The organism is Clostridium sartagoforme (genome assembly GCF_039521405.1).
Taxonomy (GTDB): domain Bacteria; phylum Bacillota; class Clostridia; order Clostridiales; family Clostridiaceae; genus Clostridium; species Clostridium sartagoforme.
The window spans coordinates 13,269-32,130 of record NZ_BAAACH010000036.1; the positions used below are offsets into that span (position 1 = coordinate 13,269).

Genomic DNA, 18,862 nt, shown 5'->3' on the forward strand with positions numbered 1-18,862 from the left:
GGATGTCTGCGACATCCCCTTAATTTAGAATATAAATAAAAGAATAAAATTTTTTATGGATATTATCCAATTTTAGGGTATAATTTGAATAGATAGTATTTCTGTTTAAAAGGAAGTGAAGATATGAGTAATATAAAAAATAAAATAGAAAAAATAAGAATGAACATTCATAGTATTAATGATGATAAATATAGTAATATCTTCAGCAATATTTTGTCGGTTTTAGATGATATGTCAAATGAAATTGATAATATGAGGGAGAGACAGGATTATTTAGAAGAAAGTGTTCAATATATGGATGAGGATATTACTGGGTTACAAGATGAGTTATTTGAGGAAGTTTCTATAGAAGATCTTATAGAAATGGAAGATGAATACATAGAAGTAAATTGTAAAAATTGTAATAAACCTATTTTTGTTGAAAAGGAATCTATAAATAATAATAAAGTAATACCATGTCCTTTTTGTAATAAAGAAGCAATGTAATTTAATAAATAACTTTAATACCTGCCAATTTTTTAATTGGCAGGTATTTTATTTTAGCTTAAATTTTTTTAGGTTAAATAAAAATATTTTACATATTTAATTATAAGTATGAATATTATTTGATAGAAAGAAATAAGTTTAAATATAACACTACAAAAGGAAGTGATAAAGTGAGGTATGAGGAAGAAATTTTAAAGGTACTACCTTTAAAAATAAGCAATGAAGTTAAAGAAATACTTTTAAAGGAACCTGTTCAAGAAATAAGAATAAAAGTTAATAAATCCATAATAATTAATACAGCACATAAAGAAATAATATTAAAATATGTTACTACAATTGAGGACATAAAGCAGATATTGGTAAAGGTATCTAATTATTCATTATATGCATATGAAGAAGAGATAAAACAAGGTTATATAACCATAAGGGGTGGACATAGAATTGGTATAGCAGGAGAATGTGTTTTAGTAAATGGAGAAGTTAGAACTATAAGAAATATCTCCTCTTTAAACATAAGAATATGTAGAGAAGTAATTGGATGTTCTAATGAAATTATGAAATACATAACTAAAGAAGATAGAGTGTTTAACACTTTAATAGTATCTCCTCCTAAATGTGGTAAAACAACAATTCTAAGAGACATAGCAAGAAATATTTCGTCAGGAATGCCACTTATAGATTTAAAGGGGAAAAAGGTATCTATCATAGATGAAAGAAGTGAAATAGCAGCTTGCTTTAATGGTGTGGCTCAATTGGATGTTGGGATAAGAAGTGATATTTTAGATAATTGTTTGAAAAAAGAAGGAATGATTATGGCCATTAGAAGCTTATCTCCAGATATACTTATTTGTGATGAAATTGGTACTGATGGAGACGTTGAAGCATTGCATATGGCTTTTAATTCAGGAGTAAATATTATAGTAACAATACATGGTTATAGTATAGAGGATGTTTATAAGAGAAAAGTATTTAAGGATTTATTAGAAAACTCTATTTTAGATAGAATAGTTGTATTAAGTAATAGAAAGGGTGCAGGAACAATAGAACAAATATATTCAATAGGAACGGAGGGGGAGTTTAAGTGCTTAAGATAACAGCAGTTATTATTATTTTTCTATCTTGTACTTATATAGGATTTTATTATGGTGAAAGCTTTAAAAAGAGAAGTAGGCAACTTAACTCAATACTGAAATCAGTATTATTTTTAAATAATGAAGTAATGTATACTAATACACCTCTGCCAGAGGCTTTAAAATATATTTCATTAAAGGTAGAATCACCTGTTAATTATGTTTTATCTAATGTTTCAGACAAACTTTTAAAAAGTGAAAGTACAAGCGTATATGAGGCTTTTGAAAAAGAATATAAGAAAAACAAATCAGAATTCTATTTGCAGGATGAAGATAAGAGGATAGTTAAAGATTTTTTAAGATCTCTTGGAGAATCTGGAGTATATGGACAAGATAAACTATTTAATTTGACAATAGAAAATATGAAATTAAATTGTAAATCTGCTGAAGAATTGGCAAAAAAGAATATAAAAATGTATAGAGTACTAGGAATATGTATAGGTGCGATGATATCAATTTTTTTAATTTAATAGGAGGGTAATAAATGCTAGATGTAAGTATTATATTTAAAATAGGGGCTATGGGGGTACTAATTATAGTTATTGATAAGGTTTTAAAGGCAAGCGGTAAGGATGATATTGCTGTAATAACCAATATTGCAGGAATAGTAATTATATTAATTACTGTAATAGGACTAATAAGTAATCTATTTAATACAATAAGAACCATGTTTATGCTATAGGTGTTATTATGGAGATTATTAAGATTGTTGCCTTTGCTTTTGCAGCATTATTTATATTTCTAGTTTTTAAAGATAGAAGAAGTGATATATCAATACTAATATCATTATCGGCAGGTGTAATAATTTTCTTATTCATCATTACACAACTTAATGATGTAATTTACTTTATAAAAGATATAGCTAATAAAGCTAATATTGATATGGTATATATAGGGGTTGTTTTAAAAATATTAGCCATAGCGTATTTAGCTACTTTTTGTAGTGAAATATGTAAAGATGCAGGTGCTTCTAGTATAGCAAGTAAGGTTGACTTTTCCGCAAAAATATTAATATTAACATTAGCAATACCAATACTTATGGCTGTACTTCAATCAATTTTACAAATATTGTAGGTGTTTTTATGATAAAAAGTATGTTTACAAATAGAGTTATATTAGTAATAAGTATAATTATCATAACTTTTATAATTCTTCCAGGTAAAAGTGTTTTAGCTAATGAAGATAATACAAACAACATAGAGATTAATACTGAAAAAAATATAGAGGAATTTAAATTAGAAAATGAAGAAATAGATGGTAAGTTAAATTCACTATATAACTATATAAATAATATGAAGTCTGATATTGAAATAATGAATGATTTGGATCCAGTTGAATATATAAAAGGCTATATTAAAAATGGAGAAGGAAATTTATCCTTTAAAACCATTAGTAATGCAGTTGTAAGCTTTCTATTTAAAGAAGTAAAAACAGTTTTAGCATTATCAGTAAGCATAATAGTAATTGCAATAATATGTGCACTACTTAAAAATTTACAAGCTGCTTTTTCAAGTGAAGGGATATCAAACATAGCATTTTTTGCATGCTATGCATTGTTAATAGTGATTTTATCAAAAAGCTTTATAGTTTCTATAAATATAGCTGTTGGTGTAATAAAAGATTTATCTGATTTTATGTCGGCTATTTTACCCGTATTGGTTATGATGATTGGTACAATAGGTGGATTTACACAAGCCGCAACTATGGATCCTATAGTTATTGGAGCTACACTTATTATTCCAAGAATTTATACAACTGTAATTATACCTTTAATACTTGTAACCTTTGTATTAGAGTTTGCAAATAATATTTCAACTGAAAATAAAATAAGTAATTTGTGTAAACTTACTAAGCAAATAACAATATGGTTTCAAGGAATAATATTAACGATATTTATAGGATTATTAACAGTAAGGGGAATAACTTCATCAACAATAGATGCAGTTACGCTAAAAACAGCAAAGTTTGCAATAGATAATTTTATTCCAATAGTTGGAAAAGCTTTTTCAGATGCAATAGCATCAGTTGCAGGATATTCATTAATAATAAAAAATGCTATAAGCTCTGTTGGGTTAATCATAATAATACTTATGATGTTGTATCCAATAATTAAAATAATCTTGATTTCATTTGTGTATAAAATAACTGCAGCCATAATAGAACCAATAAGTGATAAAAGAATTACAAATTCAATAGCAGCAGCTGGGGACTCATTAATACTAATACTATCATGCGTATTGTCTGTAAGTTTAATGTTCTTTGTACTACTTGCAATCATGGCATCGGCAGGGAAATTTGTTATAGGAGGGTAAAGAGAACAATGGAGGAATTAAAGGAATTTGTTATAACCCTAGTTACAATGCTTATATTGATGACTGCAGTAGAATTAATAGCGCCAGATAATAACATGAAAAAGTACTTAAAATTTGTTTTAGGGTTAATATTTATAGCAATTATGTTATCTCCTATAATTTCTGTCTTTACAAAGGGTGAAGAAAACATTTCAATACAGATACAAAAGTATATAGATCTAAGCGAAAATCAAAGTATTGAAGTTAATAAGGAATATAACAATAATAGCCAAAATACATTTAAGAAAAATTTAGAAGAAAATTGTAATAGAATTTTAAAAGAAAAATTTGATAATAATGAATTTTCAAGTGAAATAGATTGTGAAGTTGATATGGATAACATTAAATACTCCATTAATACAGTTAAAGTTGGAGTTAAAAATAAAGATGTATCAAAAATACAAAAGATAATTATAAATACAAAAGAAGATAGCCAAAGCGTGTACTCCCAAGAAGATAAAGTAGAAAAAGAAGATGAAATAGTGAGTTACTTATCAGAAGTACTAAATGTTTCAAAAGACAAGATAAAAGTTTATAAAGTAAATTGATAGGAGTGAGAAAATGGGGAAAGGTGATTGGAAAAAAGAGCTATCTACTATTATAAATGATAAAAAGTTTTTAAACGCAGTATGTATTGCATTAGTTTTAGCTTTTGTTTTATTAGCTATTAGTTTTTTAACTAATGCAAGAAAAAAAGAAGACAAACCAACAAATGGTACTAGTATTACAAAAAACTCATCAGATTTACAACAGCAAGTTGAAGAAACTATGAATAATTTTGAAGCACAGGAAAAAAAAGAATTAAAAGATCTTTTAAGTAAAATTGAAAACGTAGGAGAAGTTGATGTTAAAATTCATTTTAAAAGTGGAGAAGTAAAGATCCCTGCGACAGAAGAAACAACCCAAGAGGCAACGACAGAAGAAACTGATAATCAAGGTGGAAAGAGAAAAAATACTAATCAAACTGATGGAACTAAAGTTGTTATGTCCGTAGATAATGGAAAGAATGAACCATATATTCTGCAAATAAATAAACCAGAGATAAGTGGAGTTATGGTAGTAGCAGAGGGTGCAAGTAGTGCAAAGGTTAAATACGATATACAAGTAGCTGTATCTGGATTATATGGTATTTCAATAGATAAGGTTAATGTATATCCTATGAAAAATTAGCATATAATTAAAATGAAAAATAGATGGGGGGAACCAAAAATGACAAGAAAACAATTTGGAATTATTTTCACGCTAATGGCTCTTATAGTATGTGTAGGAGTTATAGCAGCAAGACTAAACAAGACAGGACTAAATGATCCAACAGACTTTAGCCAAGTAATATCACAAGGAACAGAGGAAAATAAGGATAATGAAAAGAAAGATGATAAGGAAACATTAGGAACACAAGATTATTTTTATAGTTTAAGAAGCGAAAAAGAACAAAAAGATGCAGCAACACTTCAACAATTAACATCAATGAAAGACGATGAAAATGTATCACAAGAGCAAAAAGATATCGCTAATAACGAATATATAGAAAAAACTATGCTTATAGATCAAGAAGGAAGAATAGAAGTAAATGTTAAAAACCAAGGTTTTGAAGATGTACTATGCTCTATAGAAGGAAATAAGGTTAGAGTAGTTGTTAAAGCTGAAGAAATAACAGATGCTGACAGTTCAGCAATTCAAGAAATAGCAGAAAATGTTTCAGGAATAAGTGATGTTATAATAGAGTCAAAGAAATAATTCGTTGTAATATAATTATTGGTTTGATATAATGAACATAAGAAAAAAAGAGTTTTGTCATCAAAACCTTTAGGAGGTAAATATATGGAAAATAAAAATTATGATGATAATTTAGGAATAGTAAAAATTTCTGATGAAGTTGTTAGTGTAATAGCTGGAATTGCAGCAGAAGAAATTAAAGGCGTAGAAGACTTACAACAATTAGGCGGTAACAACATATCACAATTATTAAAAGGTAAGAAGAATATAGGAAAAAATGTTAAAGTAACATTAAATGAAAATAGTGCTGTAATAGACCTAAATTTAGCGGTAGAGTATGGCATAAAAATACCTGAAGTAGTAAATGCTGTTCAAGAAAATGTTAAAAGAACAGTAGAAACAATGACTGGATTAAACGTTGATTCAGTAAACATAAATGTTCAAAGCATTTATATACCAAAAACTGAAAAAGAAGAAAGTAAGGAAAATTAATTTCACCCTCTGATTTTTCAGAGGGTGTTTTCCTTGTGCTTTAAATAAATTTGTTGTAGTATATTTATGATTAGAAAGTTATAGAAAGTTAATAATAATAGTATGCAGATACTAAGGAGGATAAAATGAATAGAAAGAAATCTAGAGAAATAGCAATGGAATTGCTTTTTGGAATGACTTTAAGCAAGAATACATTAGAGGAAACCATTGAAACATTTATAGAAGATTATGAAATGAATTTAAAGACTATAGATTTAGAGTACATAAAAGAAATCTTGGCTAAGGTTGAAGAAAATATAAATGAAATAGACAAAAAAATTGAAGGCTCATTAATTAACTGGAAGTTAGATAGAATATCAAAGGTTAATATATCAATACTTCGATTAGCTATTGCAGAAATGATGTATTTAGAAGATGTTCCAGAAAAGGTTGCTATAAATGAAGCAATTGAGATAACAAAAAAATATTCAGATGAGAAAAGTGTTTCATTTATAAATGGAGTTTTAGATAGAGCTTTTAAAGAGTTATAAAAAATAATGGGGGAATTTTTTATGGGGAAAATTATAAATGGTAAAGAAATAGCAAAGGATATAAAAGAAGAAATAAAGGAATACATATTAAAAAGAAAAGAAAAAGGATTTAGAGCTCCTAAGATAGTATCTATTTTAGTAGGTAATGATGGAGGGTCTATATATTATATAAATAATCAAGAAAAGGTTGCGCTTTCCTTAGGATGTAGTTTTGAAAAATTGTTACTAAATGAAGAGATATCAGAAGAGGATTTGATTAAAGAAATAGAATTACTAAATGATAATAAAGATGTGGACGGAATAATATTACAATTACCTCTTCCAAAATCATTTAATGAAAAGAAAATAATTAATATAATTTCCCCAAAAAAAGATATAGATTGTTTAACATATATTAATCAAGGAAAATTATACTGTGGTGAAAAGACATTTATACCTTGTACACCTAATTCTATTATAAATATTTTAGAAAGATCTAATATAGAGTTAGAAGGAAAAAATGTTGTAGTTATAGGAAGAAGCAATATTGTAGGAAAACCTGTATCACAATTATTATTAAATAAAAATTCTACTGTGACCATTTGCCACTCAAAAACAAGAAACTTAAAAGAAATTTGTAAATCAGCGGATATAATAGTTGTTGCAATAGGAAAACCTAAATTTTTAAATGGAGAATACGTAAATAGTAATTCAATAATAATAGATGTAGGAACTTCAGCTGTAAATGGTAAAATTACAGGAGATGCTGATTTTGATAAAATTTCTGATATAGTCAAAATGATAACGCCAGTTCCAGGTGGTGTTGGAGCTTTAACAACAACATTGCTTATTAAAAACACATGTGAGGCATTAGAAAATAATGAAAATTAAAACATTAACAGTTAGTGAACTTAATAGCTACATAAAAAAAACATTAGACAATGATTTTATATTAAATAATCTTTTAGTAAGAGGAGAAATATCTAACTTAAAGTATCATAGTAGTGGACATATATATTTTTCTTTAAAAGATTCAACAAGTAAAATTAATTGTGTAATGTTTAAGAGCAATAGTATAAGTTTAGATTTTAAATTGCAAGAGGGAATGGAAGTTATAGCTAATGCAAGATGTTCTATCTATTCAGAAACAGGTTCTTTGCAATTATATATAGAAAAATTACAAAAAGAGGGTATTGGTGAACTTCATATAAAGTTTGAAAAATTAAAAAAACAGCTGCAAAAAGAAGGCTATTTTGATGAAATTCATAAGAAAGCTATACCTAAAATGCCAAGAAGAATAGGTGTAGTTACATCAGAAACTGGAGCTGTAATAAGAGATATAATTAATGTTTCAAGAAGAAGAAGCAGCTTTGTTGATATTGTATTATATCCAGCTTTGGTTCAAGGAGAAAAGGCATATAAAACAATAATAGATGGAATAAAATTTTTTAATACAAATAAGAATGTTGATGTTATAATTATTGGTAGAGGTGGAGGATCAATAGAAGAATTATGGAATTTTAACGAAGAAGAATTAGCTAAGGAAATATTTAATTCTAAGATTCCAATAATATCTGCTGTTGGACATGAAGTTGATTTTACAATTTCAGACTTTGTAAGCGATTATAGAGCATCAACTCCATCTCAAGCTGCAGAAATTGCTGTACCATTAGAAAGTGATATAATAAAAGAAATAGAAAACTATAATAAAAGAATAAAGGAAATAGCCTTTAATAAATTTAATTATGAAAAAGAAAGATTATTTAATTATAAAAAAATATTACAATTAAATAATCCAGAGGTTACATTATCTAATTCTTATTTAGAAATAGATAATATACAAGATAAAATGAAAAAAATAATTAACAATAGAATAGAAAAAGAAAAACTAAAACTAAAATCTTTAAATGATATTTTAGAAGCGCATAATCCTATAAATGTTTTAAAAAAGGGATATACAATTATAGAGGATAATGATAAAAATATAATTTCATCTAAAAAAGCATTAAAAAACTTTGAAGAAATTAATATAATATTCAAAGATGGAAATGTTAAGGGGAAAATTATTTCTATTGAATAAGGAGTTGAGAATTTTTGGCGAAAAAAGAATCTTATGAAGATATGATAAAAAATCTTCAAGTTATTTTAAGTAATATGGAAAATAGCGAATTGCCACTTGAGGACTTAATGAAAGAATATGAAGCTGGAGTTAAACTTATTAATAAATTATATAAAACAATAAATTCTTTAGAAGGAAAGCTAATAACTATAAAAGAAAATATGGAAGTGGAGCTAAAGAATGAGTAATATTATAGATAATTATAGAGAGATTATAAATGATTATTTAACAGTATATTTTAAAGATAAAGGAAGTTATAATAAAATCATATATGATTCAGCAAGTTATAGCTTAAATATAGGAGGAAAAAGAATAAGACCTATATTATTTTTATTAACTTATAATCTATATAAAGATAATTACAAAGATACAATAGAAATGGCCTCAGCAATAGAAATGATTCACACATATTCACTTATTCATGATGACTTGCCATGTATGGATAATGATGATTTAAGAAGAGGAATGCCAACCAATCATAAAAAGTTTGGAGAAAATATTGCTGTACTTGCAGGTGATATGTTACTAAATGAGGCAATGAGTTTAATGATTAAATTTTCCATTGAACACGGAGAAAAAGCTTTAAAAGCAGCAAGGGAAATAGCAGAAGCAGCAGGTCCAGAGGGAATGATCGGTGGTCAAATAGTAGATGTTATAAATGAAGGAAAGTCCATATCTAAAAAAGAACTTCTTTATATGCATAACAAAAAAACTGGAGAATTAATAAGAGTATCTATTGTAGCAGCAGCTATTCTTGCAGGAGCTCCAACTAAAGATATAGAAATTTTAAATAAATTTGGAAATAAGCTTGGTTTAGCATTTCAAATAAAAGATGATATATTGGATATAATAGGAGATGTTTCAAAACTTGGCAAAAATATCAAAAGTGACGAGAATAATCATAAATCTAACTTTATAACATTATATGGACTAGAAGATTGTAAAAAAGAATGTGAAAATTTAACAAATGAATGTCTTGAATTGTTGAAGGGCCTTTCGGTAGAGTCTATTGATTTAGAAAATTTAACTTTAGATTTATTAAATAGGGAATTTTAACAGAAAGAAAGGTTTAATTATGGGAAGAATATTAGATAAAATTACTTCTCCAGAAAAGGTCAAAGAACTATCAAATGTTGAACTAGAAGTTTTAGCAGGAGAAATTAGAGAATTCTTAATAGATAGTGTTTCTAAGACTGGAGGACATTTGGCCTCTAATTTAGGAGTTGTAGAATTAACTATAAGTTTATTTAAAAGTTTTAATTTGGAAAAAGATAAGATAGTTTGGGATGTTGGACATCAAAGCTATATACACAAGATATTAACAGGAAGAAAAGATAAATTTAATGAATTAAGAAAATATAATGGGTTAAGTGGGTTCCCAAAAAGGTGCGAAAGTAAATATGACTGCTTTGATACAGGACATAGCAGCACCTCCATATCTGCTGCTTTAGGAATGGCAAGAGCAAGAGATATAAAAAAAGAAGATAGAGAAATAATTGCAGTTATAGGCGATGGAGCATTAACTGGTGGTATGGCTTTAGAAGCATTAAATGATGTAGGTTTTAATAAAACAAAGATGATTGTAATTTTAAATGATAATCAAATGTCTATTTCTCAAAATGTAGGTGGATTATCAACTCATTTAAATAATTTAAGAATGGCACCAAAATACAATAAATTGAAATCAAATATAAATGAAACTTTAAAATCTTCAAAAGCAGGCACAAAGGTCGCAAGTTATATATCTAGATTTAAAGACAGCATAAAGCAATTTGTAGTACCATCAATGCTTTTCGAAGATATGGGATTGAAATATATAGGTCCTATAAATGGACATGACATACAAACCATGACAGAAGTATTAGAGAAGGCAAAGAAAATTGATGAGCCTGTTATAATACATGTAGTCACAAGTAAAGGAAAAGGATATGATCTTGCAGAAAAAAATCCAAATAAATTTCATGGAGTAAGCCCATTTGATTTAGAAAGTGGAGAAGCTTATATTCCAAGTTCAAAAACTTATTCAAAAGCATTTGGAGATGCTATGATAGAACTGGCAAGAAGTAATGAAGATATCGTTGCTATTACAGCGGCAATGCCTGATGGAACAGGACTTAAAGATTATGCAAAAGAGTTTCCTAAAAGATTCTTCGATGTTGGAATTGCAGAAGCTCATGCAACAACTCTTGCAGCAGGATTAGCAAGTGCAAACTTAAGACCTGTATTTGCAGTATATTCTACATTTTTGCAAAGAGCATTTGATCAATTGATTCATGATGTATGTATTCAAAATATGCCTGTTGTATTTGCAATAGATAGAGCTGGGTTAGTTGGAGAAGATGGAGAAACACACCAAGGTATTTTTGATTTATCTTATTTATCACAAATACCTAACATGACGGTATTAGCACCAAAGCATTTAGATGAAATAAAAGTTATGTTAAAATGGGCACTTTCTCAAGATGGACCAGTTGCCTTAAGATTTCCAAGAGGAGCTGATTGCTGTAAAGAAATATTACCGTTAACTAAAATAGAATATGGTAAATGGGAAAAATTAATATCTGGGGAGAAGATAGCTATAATAGCAGTAGGAAAAATGCTTCAACACGCTTTATTAGCAAAAGACATATTGGAATCTAGGGGAATTAATCCAACTATAATAAATGCGACATTTGTAAAACCATTAGACACTAATATGATACAAGAACTTGTAAATGATGGATATAACATAGCTACAATTGAAGACAATATAACAAACGGTGGATTTGGCAGTTATGTGTTAATGAAATTAAATGAACTAGGATTTAAAAATAAATTCAAGTCATTAGGATTTAATGATAAATTTATACCACAAGGTGATGTAAACTTACTTTATAAAGAAAATAAATTAGATCCAGAAGGAATAGCAGAATCTATTATAGAACTTAACAAATAAAGGAGATAAAGATGTCTGGGAAAAAAGAAAGATTAGATATACTATTAGTTGAAAAGGGTATATTTACATCAAGAGAACGTGCAAAAACAAATATAATGGCAGGAAAGATTTTTGTTGATGGAAGAAGAGTTGATAAAGCAGGAGAAAAGGTCAATATTGATGCAGATATAATTTTTAAGGGACAAGAAATACCATATGTCAGCAGAGGTGGTTTAAAACTCGAAAAAGCTATAAAAGAGTTTGGGGTGAACTTAGAAAATAAAGTTTGTATGGATATTGGAGCATCTACAGGGGGATTTACTGATTGTATGCTTCAAAATAATGCAAAAAAAGTATTTTCTATTGATGTTGGTTATGGACAATTTGCTTGGAAGCTTAGAACCGATCCAAGAGTAGTCTGTATGGAAAGAACAAATATAAGATATGTTACCCCAGAAGAATTGGGGGAAACAACAGATTTTGCTTCAATAGATGTATCTTTTATTTCATTAAAAAAAATAATGCCAGCTACTTTAAGTTTGTTAAATGATAATGGAGAAGTTGTAGCATTAATAAAGCCACAATTTGAAGCAGGAAAAGAAAAAGTAGGGAAAAAAGGCGTAGTAAGAGAAATAAGTGTTCATAAAGAAGTAGTAATGAATATAACAGAATTCTTAATTAGCCAAAACTTAAATATTTTAGCTGTAAGCTATTCTCCGATAAAGGGACCAGAAGGAAATATTGAATACTTAGTTTATTTTACTAAAGATGCAAAAAGAGAATCAAAATTTACATTAGATGATATAGATAGAATAGTAAATGAATCTCATAATATATTGTAAAAATTATTATAGAATTAGTATATTTAAGGCTTCAAAATATTTTGAAGTCTTAAATGGATATGTTTGACTTGTAAAATAAAAATAAGGGGTGCTTTTGGATGAAGAGAGTTGCCATTGCAATAAACCCATCTAAAGATAAAGACAATAAAGTGGCTATAAAGGTTAGAGAAAAGCTTTATAAACATTTTAATAATATAGAGATAATTATGTTAAATAGTTATGATATAATAAATTATAAGTTTAAAGAACTGCTCGACCTTATAATAGTTTTGGGGGGAGATGGAACTATCTTAAGTGTTGCTAGAGGAATAAACGGCAAACTAGATGTACCAATCTTAGGAATTAATATTGGAAACTTAGGTTTTATATCAAGCATAGAAGTTTCCGAAATTGATAAAGCCTTTACAAAATTAAATGAAGGGAGCTATATATCTCAAAAAAGAATGCTTTTAACTTGTGAATTACCACTAGAAAATATAAAAAGCGAATCCTTAGCATTAAATGATATAGTTGTAGCTAGAGGAACCCTGTCAAGAATGGTAAGATTTCAAATTTTTATAGATGGGAAAAAATATTATAGCTTCAAAGGTGATGGACTAATTATTTCAACTCCAACAGGTTCAACTGCCTATTCATTTTCAGCTGGAGGCCCTTTTATTTATCCGGATGTTGATGTTATTGCATTAACTCCAATATGTCCTCATCCTAAGGGGATGCAAACTATAATTTTAAATAGTAGCAGTGAGGTTGAAGTTAGGGCAGAAAATGGGGATGAAGAGCTATATATAACATTTGATGGGCAAAAAGCAATAAAAACTACTAGTAAAACCATAATAAAGATAAGAAAAGCAAAAGAATATGCTAATATAGTTTTATTTGATGATTATGATTATTTTAAGGTACTACGGTCAAAAATTCTAAATAACTGGGAAGAATGTGAAGGTGATTAATTTGAAATTGAAAAGACATAATAAAATTTTAGAAATAATTAATGAGAAAGATATAGAAACTCAAGAAGAACTAGCAGAAGAACTTAAAATGGCAGGTTTTGATGTAACTCAGGCAACTGTATCAAGAGATATAAAAATATTAAAGCTAATTAAGATGCAAGGAGCTTCAGGCAACTATAGATACGTTGCATCATCAAAGGAATCAAAGGATATAAACGACAAATTATCTAGTATATTATCAAATGCAGCTATATCAGTAGAAAATGTAGATAAGTTTGTCGTAGTAAAAACTTTGACAGGATCAGCTATGGCAGTTGCAGAAGCAATAGATACATTATTTGATACAGAGGTTGCTGGAACCATTGCTGGAGATAATACAATTTTTATATTAGTTAGAAGTTTAGATAAAGCAGAAGAGTTAGTAGACAAAGTTAGAAAAATGATTTTATAAAATTAAAGGTGATTAATATGCTGTTACAATTAAATATAAAAAACTTTGCATTAATTCAAGAATTATGCGTAGAATTTGGAGAAGGTTTCAATATATTATCAGGAGAAACAGGTGCAGGTAAATCTATATTAATTGATACTATAGATTATGTATTAGGTGGAAAGTTTTCAAAAGATTTAATAAGATACGGAGAAGAAAAAACTTTTGTAGAAGCTGTTTTTTCAATTGAAAATGACGAGGTTATTGAAATTTTAAAAGAATTAGATATTGAAGATGAAGGTATGATTATAATATCAAGAGAAACTACTTTATCGGGAAAAAGTATAATAAAGGTTAATGGAAAATCAGTAGTACTTTCTTATTTAAGAAGAATAAGAGAAGGCTTATTAGATATTCATGGACAACATCAAAATCAAAACTTACTAAACAGAGCCTTTCACATATATTATTTAGATGATTTCATAGGAGAAGATTTAGATATTTATTTAAAAAAGTTTGAGAGCTTAAGAAAAGATCATAATTCAATTCTAGAAAAGATAAGAGACCTAAATGGCAATCAAGACAGAGAAAAACTTGTTGATTATATAAGATTTCAAATTGAAGATATAGAAAAAGCTAAACTAAAGATTGGTGAAGAAGAAAGTTTAAATGAGGAATTTAACTTACTTTCTAATGCAGAAAAGATATCTTTAGCTTTAAATAAAACTTATTCTCTTTTAGATAATCAAATAGAAGGTATTTCAGTTATAGAAGGTATATCAAAGGCTATAAATGAATTATCTATAGTTGAAAAACATTTTGAAAAATTAAAAGATAAAAGAGAAAGAATGGAAGATGCCTTATATACCCTAGAGGAGATATCTAGAGAGGTAAGGGATTTATCATCAGAAATACATTATGATGAATTTGAACTTGAAAAGATTAACTCTAGAATATATGAAATTAGTTTATATAAGAAAAAGTATGGTGAGTCTGTAGAAGAAATTTTAAATTATTTAGAAAAATTAAGATTACAATATGATGAAATGATTAATTCTGAAGAAATAATAAAGGAATTAAATTTAAAAAAAGAAATTATAGAAGAAGAAATGAAATCAGTATCAGAAGAAATGCACAATATTAGAGTTACTAATGCAGTTAACCTAGAAGAAAAGGTTAGATATGAATTAGCTTATATTGGTATGGAAAAATCTCAAATTAAAATATCTATAGAAAAAAGTAAAAATTTTAATTTAAGAGGATTTGATGAAGTTTCCTTTTTAATTTCTACAAATCCAGGCGAACCATTAAAGCCATTAGAAAAGGTACTTTCAGGTGGAGAGCTTTCAAGAATTATGTTAGCACTTAAATGTGTTTTTGTTGATAAAGACAAAATCCCAACTCTTATATTTGATGAAATAGATACAGGTATAAGTGGAACTATAGCAAAGAGAGTTGGAGAAAAGATGTATCAGGTTTCTTGTAAGCACCAAGTTTTATGTATAACACATTTACCTCAAATAGCAGCTTTATCGGATTGTCATTATTTTGTTTCGAAAAAAGTTGAAAATGAAAAAACATTTACACAAATAAGAACTCTAGATAAATACGATAAAATTAAAGAAATAGCAAAAATGACTAGTGGAGATGAAGTAAGTGATGTTACATTAGAAAATGCATCAGAAATGGTTGCTTTTGCAGAATTAAAAAAACAAGAAATATTAAAAAGTTATTTATAAGTGACATACATAACTTATAAAAAAATGAACACACTAAAATCATGGTTATTTACCATGATTTTATTTTTTTATATTTTTAAAGTTATATACTAAAAATTTTTAACGTTTTTAACAAACTTAATACAGCATATAAGAATTAAGATGAGGGAAAGTTAAATACAGAAGCAAAGGAGGAGGTAATATGAGAATGAAAAAATTTAAATATTTAGTTGTAATAATAACTCCAATGTTGATTCTGGGTTTAATTACTTTCTTTAGTTTAAGTAATATTCCGGAAAAAATATATATAAATGAGGCTATTCCAAGCTCAGATTTAATAGTATCAAATAATATTTTTATGAAAAATACTAAAATAAATAAGGATAAGCTTCAAATAAAATTATTAGGATTAATTCCTGTAAAATCAGTTTCAGTTTCAAAAATAAATGATTTAGAAGTATATCCAGGAGGAATAAATGTTGGTATAAAGTTATCTACTAAAGGTGTATTAGTAGTTGGGCATTCCGAAATACAATCAGTTGAAGGTAAAATAGAAAGTCCAGCAAAAACCTCAGGAATAGAACTTGGTGATGTTCTTATAAAAATTAATGGAGAAGAAATACAAAGTTCAAAAGATTTATCTAAAAAGGTAAAAGGCTTAAATAAATCCAAAATAAGCGTAGATTATCTTAGAAATGGGAATGTTGAAAGTAAAGAAATATATTTAGAAAAAGAAAACAACGAGTATAAATTAGGTCTTTGGGTTCGAGATTCAACAGCTGGAATAGGAACTCTCACTTTTTATGATAAAAACACTTCAATATTTGGTGCATTAGGTCATCCAATAACTGATGGAGACACAAATAAGCCATTTACAATAAGTGATGGAGATTTATTAAATTCATCAGTAATAAGTGTTAGAAAAGGAGAAAAAGGTTCTCCAGGTGAACTAAAAGGATTATTTGTAAATGAAAAAGAAAGTTTAGCTAAGATACAAAAAAACACTGAATCTGGTATATTTGGTGAAGCAAAAGTAGACTTGACTAATCCAGTATTTGATAAACCATTAAAGGTAGGTTTCAGAAATGAAATAGTAGAAGGACCTGCACAAATAATAACTACAATAGATGAAAATGGTCCTAAAATGTATGATATAGAAATAATAAAAATATTACCACAAGAAGAACCAGGACCAAAAAGTATGGTAATTAAAGTTACTGATGAAAAATTGCTAGAAACAACAGGTGGTATAGTTCAAGGAATGAGTGGAAGTCCAATAATTCAAAATGATAAATTAGTTGGAGCTGTTACTCATGTGTTAATTAATAAACCAGATGTAGGGTACGGAATATATATTGAGTGGATGTTAAAAGATGCAGGCGTAATAGAATAATAAGAGTTATTAATATTTTAGGTGTTATAATATAAATTAATGAGGATATATAAGTATTCTCATTAATTTGCTGTCATAAAAGTGAAGTTTATTAAAAGTTAAAATAAATTTTATAATAATATTTTGAAAAAATTGTAAAAAAACTATTAAAATTAAATTAATTGTGCTATAATTATATTAAATTTATTCTGTAAAGAATTGTTTTTTTTATGTAATGTCTATATATAATATTTATAGATGAATTTAAAAGATAAATTAAAAAGGAACTTAGTATGGTACTCTTAATAAATGGAGTATTTTGGGAAGATGGGGGAGAAAAGTATGAATGATTCAAAAATTTCAGTTCTAATAGCTGATGATAACAAAGAATTTTGTAGTATCTTAAATGATTATTTATTAAATCAAAGAGATATAGTGGTTACTGCTGTTGCTAAGGATGGAAGGGAAGCCTTAGCCCTTATTGAGGAAAAGCAACCAGATTTAGTGGTATTAGATATAATAATGCCACATTTAGATGGTTTAGGAGTCTTGGAAAGACTTAATTCTATGAACTTAGAAAAAATGCCAAGAATAATAGTATTATCAGCAGTAGGTCAAGATAAAATTACTCAAAGAGCTATAACATTAGGTGCGGATTATTATGTTGTTAAGCCTTTTGATATGGATGTTTTTACTAAGAGAATAAGAGAAATGTTTAATGGTTCTTCTAATGAAGTGGTTAGAAAACCAACTACAGTAGTTGAAACAGAAGTTAGAAGTCAAAATAAAGGGCCTATAGATTTAGAAACTGAAATTACTAATATAATTCATGAAATAGGTGTTCCTGCACATATAAAGGGATATATGTATTTAAGGGAAGCAATAACCATGGTTGTTAATGATATGGAATTATTATCAGCTGTAACTAAAGAATTATATCCATCAATAGCTAAAAAGTATAATACAACTGCGTCCAGAGTTGAAAGAGCAATAAGACATGCTATAGAAGTAGCTTGGGGAAGAGGCCAAGTTGATGCAATAAATAAGCTATTTGGATACACAATTCATAATGAAAAGGGTAAGCCTACTAATTCAGAATTTATTGCAATTATAGCTGATAAATTAAGACTTAAGAATAAAGTATCTTAATATTGGTGTTTAAGCCATTATTTAAAAACCTTTATTTATTGACGTTTTGTCAGTAAATAAAGGTTTTCATTAATTTATTAAAAATTATAAATATAAAAGACAACAACCAATCATTAGAAAAAAATGATAAACTGTTGCCTTTTGTAGATTATGACTTAGAAATACATGCTTTAACATTTTTTATTACTTCATCAAGTTTATTCTTAAATTGATCTTCTGAATAAACACTTTGAGCAGTATATAAGCTTTCTGATATTACTTCTAAATCACCTATTGCGACATTAGGGAGAGCATCGGATAAATATTTTAATATTTCTTTTTTAGACAATATTACCTCCTAACTTGTAAAGTTTTACAAAACAAAATTTCTATTTTACAGTTGCTTTTCAGTTTACAGTTGTTTTAATTTTGTAGATAACAGGTATTAGGTATAAACTATAGTTAGAAATAATGTGAACTAAATGAATCGATTTTTAATTTATTTATATTCTCTTAAATATAGAAATGTGCCTTTTTATATTTATAGATTATAAACTATCTCATATAAAGATAGTAAAGATTTAGATAAGGTTATATTAAAAAGTATTTTTGATATTAAATTTTGGTAATGGTAAAATAAAGTAATAAGTTTATTTTATTATTTCTTGTCTTGAGTTTTAAGTAGTTATCTACTTGGAAATAAAG

The 18,862-nt window shown here is 27.3% G+C and carries 23 protein-coding genes; 22 read left to right on the forward strand and 1 reads right to left on the reverse strand.

The genetic code is table 11. The features are described from left to right. Positions 1 to 123: 123 nt before the first annotated feature. The 22 genes from ABDZ60_RS13645 (at position 124) to spo0A (ending at position 18,178) form a co-directional block, all read left to right on the forward strand. Positions 124 to 486 carry a CD1247 N-terminal domain-containing protein gene (locus ABDZ60_RS13645; protein WP_016208645.1) on the forward strand — a complete coding sequence of 121 codons (363 nt, stop codon included), beginning with the start codon at positions 124 to 126 and terminating at the stop codon, positions 484 to 486. 170 nt (positions 487 to 656) lie between these two features. Then, positions 657 to 1,580, forward strand: coding sequence for a stage III sporulation protein AA (gene spoIIIAA, locus ABDZ60_RS13650; RefSeq protein WP_040437045.1), 924 nt, complete (start codon positions 657 to 659; stop codon positions 1,578 to 1,580). After that, positions 1,568 to 2,086: a stage III sporulation protein SpoIIIAB gene (spoIIIAB, locus tag ABDZ60_RS13655; protein WP_016208647.1), complete on the forward strand. Its 519-nt coding sequence runs from the start codon at positions 1,568 to 1,570 to the stop codon at positions 2,084 to 2,086. Before spoIIIAA ends, spoIIIAB begins: the two co-directional genes overlap by 13 nt. 14 nt (positions 2,087 to 2,100) lie before the next feature. Next, positions 2,101 to 2,298, forward strand: coding sequence for a stage III sporulation protein AC (gene spoIIIAC / locus ABDZ60_RS13660; protein WP_016208648.1), 198 nt, complete (start codon positions 2,101 to 2,103; stop codon positions 2,296 to 2,298). Between the two features lie 8 nt (positions 2,299 to 2,306). Continuing rightward, complete coding sequence (gene spoIIIAD / locus ABDZ60_RS13665; RefSeq protein WP_016208649.1) at positions 2,307 to 2,690, forward strand: stage III sporulation protein AD; 384 nt, start codon at positions 2,307 to 2,309, stop codon at positions 2,688 to 2,690. Between the two features lie 8 nt (positions 2,691 to 2,698). After that, the gene (gene spoIIIAE, locus ABDZ60_RS13670; RefSeq protein ID WP_016208650.1) at positions 2,699 to 3,928 is read left to right on the forward strand and encodes a stage III sporulation protein AE; all 1,230 of its coding nucleotides are present in this window, start codon (positions 2,699 to 2,701) and stop codon (positions 3,926 to 3,928) included. 8 nt (positions 3,929 to 3,936) lie between these two features. Further along, positions 3,937 to 4,515 (forward strand): stage III sporulation protein AF, encoded by a 579-nt coding sequence (spoIIIAF, locus tag ABDZ60_RS13675; RefSeq protein ID WP_343778791.1) that lies wholly within the window; start codon positions 3,937 to 3,939, stop codon positions 4,513 to 4,515. A gap of 13 nt (positions 4,516 to 4,528) precedes the next feature. Continuing rightward, complete coding sequence (gene spoIIIAG / locus ABDZ60_RS13680; protein WP_343778793.1) at positions 4,529 to 5,137, forward strand: stage III sporulation protein AG; 609 nt, start codon at positions 4,529 to 4,531, stop codon at positions 5,135 to 5,137. 39 nt (positions 5,138 to 5,176) lie between these two features. Further along, the gene (locus ABDZ60_RS13685) at positions 5,177 to 5,704 is read left to right on the forward strand and encodes a SpoIIIAH-like family protein (RefSeq protein WP_016208653.1); all 528 of its coding nucleotides are present in this window, start codon (positions 5,177 to 5,179) and stop codon (positions 5,702 to 5,704) included. A gap of 84 nt (positions 5,705 to 5,788) precedes the next feature. Beyond that, on the forward strand, positions 5,789 to 6,175 hold the full coding sequence (locus tag ABDZ60_RS13690) for an Asp23/Gls24 family envelope stress response protein (protein ID WP_016208654.1): 387 nt from the start codon (positions 5,789 to 5,791) through the stop codon (positions 6,173 to 6,175). 125 nt (positions 6,176 to 6,300) lie between these two features. Continuing rightward, positions 6,301 to 6,705, forward strand: a complete 405-nt coding sequence (gene nusB, locus ABDZ60_RS13695; RefSeq protein ID WP_016208655.1) for a transcription antitermination factor NusB — start codon at positions 6,301 to 6,303, stop codon at positions 6,703 to 6,705. Between the two features lie 21 nt (positions 6,706 to 6,726). Continuing rightward, positions 6,727 to 7,575: a bifunctional 5,10-methylenetetrahydrofolate dehydrogenase/5,10-methenyltetrahydrofolate cyclohydrolase gene (locus ABDZ60_RS13700; protein WP_343778798.1), complete on the forward strand. Its 849-nt coding sequence runs from the start codon at positions 6,727 to 6,729 to the stop codon at positions 7,573 to 7,575. Next, the gene (gene xseA, locus ABDZ60_RS13705) at positions 7,565 to 8,764 is read left to right on the forward strand and encodes an exodeoxyribonuclease VII large subunit (RefSeq protein ID WP_343778800.1); all 1,200 of its coding nucleotides are present in this window, start codon (positions 7,565 to 7,567) and stop codon (positions 8,762 to 8,764) included. The genes ABDZ60_RS13700 and xseA overlap by 11 nt, the downstream gene beginning before the upstream one ends. Positions 8,765 to 8,778: 14 nt before the next feature. Beyond that, complete coding sequence (gene xseB / locus ABDZ60_RS13710; protein ID WP_016208658.1) at positions 8,779 to 8,991, forward strand: exodeoxyribonuclease VII small subunit; 213 nt, start codon at positions 8,779 to 8,781, stop codon at positions 8,989 to 8,991. Beyond that, positions 8,984 to 9,859 carry a polyprenyl synthetase family protein gene (locus ABDZ60_RS13715; RefSeq protein WP_016208659.1) on the forward strand — a complete coding sequence of 292 codons (876 nt, stop codon included), beginning with the start codon at positions 8,984 to 8,986 and terminating at the stop codon, positions 9,857 to 9,859. The genes xseB and ABDZ60_RS13715 overlap by 8 nt, the downstream gene beginning before the upstream one ends. Before the next feature lie 19 nt (positions 9,860 to 9,878). Continuing rightward, positions 9,879 to 11,738, forward strand: coding sequence for a 1-deoxy-D-xylulose-5-phosphate synthase (dxs, locus tag ABDZ60_RS13720; protein WP_016208660.1), 1,860 nt, complete (start codon positions 9,879 to 9,881; stop codon positions 11,736 to 11,738). 11 nt (positions 11,739 to 11,749) lie between these two features. Then, positions 11,750 to 12,559 (forward strand): TlyA family RNA methyltransferase, encoded by an 810-nt coding sequence (locus ABDZ60_RS13725; RefSeq protein ID WP_343778803.1) that lies wholly within the window; start codon positions 11,750 to 11,752, stop codon positions 12,557 to 12,559. Positions 12,560 to 12,657: 98 nt separating this feature from the next. Then, on the forward strand, positions 12,658 to 13,509 hold the full coding sequence (locus ABDZ60_RS13730; RefSeq protein WP_343778805.1) for an NAD(+)/NADH kinase: 852 nt from the start codon (positions 12,658 to 12,660) through the stop codon (positions 13,507 to 13,509). Between the two features lies 1 nt (position 13,510). Next, positions 13,511 to 13,960 carry an arginine repressor gene (locus ABDZ60_RS13735; RefSeq protein WP_016208663.1) on the forward strand — a complete coding sequence of 150 codons (450 nt, stop codon included), beginning with the start codon at positions 13,511 to 13,513 and terminating at the stop codon, positions 13,958 to 13,960. A gap of 17 nt (positions 13,961 to 13,977) precedes the next feature. Further along, positions 13,978 to 15,678, forward strand: coding sequence for a DNA repair protein RecN (gene recN, locus ABDZ60_RS13740; protein WP_343778807.1), 1,701 nt, complete (start codon positions 13,978 to 13,980; stop codon positions 15,676 to 15,678). Between the two features lie 181 nt (positions 15,679 to 15,859). After that, positions 15,860 to 17,050 carry a SpoIVB peptidase gene (gene spoIVB, locus ABDZ60_RS13745; protein ID WP_343778809.1) on the forward strand — a complete coding sequence of 397 codons (1,191 nt, stop codon included), beginning with the start codon at positions 15,860 to 15,862 and terminating at the stop codon, positions 17,048 to 17,050. Between the two features lie 321 nt (positions 17,051 to 17,371). Then, positions 17,372 to 18,178 (forward strand): sporulation transcription factor Spo0A, encoded by an 807-nt coding sequence (gene spo0A / locus ABDZ60_RS13750; protein ID WP_016208666.1) that lies wholly within the window; start codon positions 17,372 to 17,374, stop codon positions 18,176 to 18,178. 148 nt (positions 18,179 to 18,326) lie between these two features. Here the strand turns inward: spo0A and ABDZ60_RS13755 are convergent, their stop codons facing one another. After that, the gene (locus tag ABDZ60_RS13755; protein WP_047000892.1) at positions 18,327 to 18,506 is read right to left on the reverse strand and encodes a hypothetical protein; all 180 of its coding nucleotides are present in this window, start codon (positions 18,504 to 18,506) and stop codon (positions 18,327 to 18,329) included. Between the last annotated feature and the right edge of the window lie 356 nt (positions 18,507 to 18,862).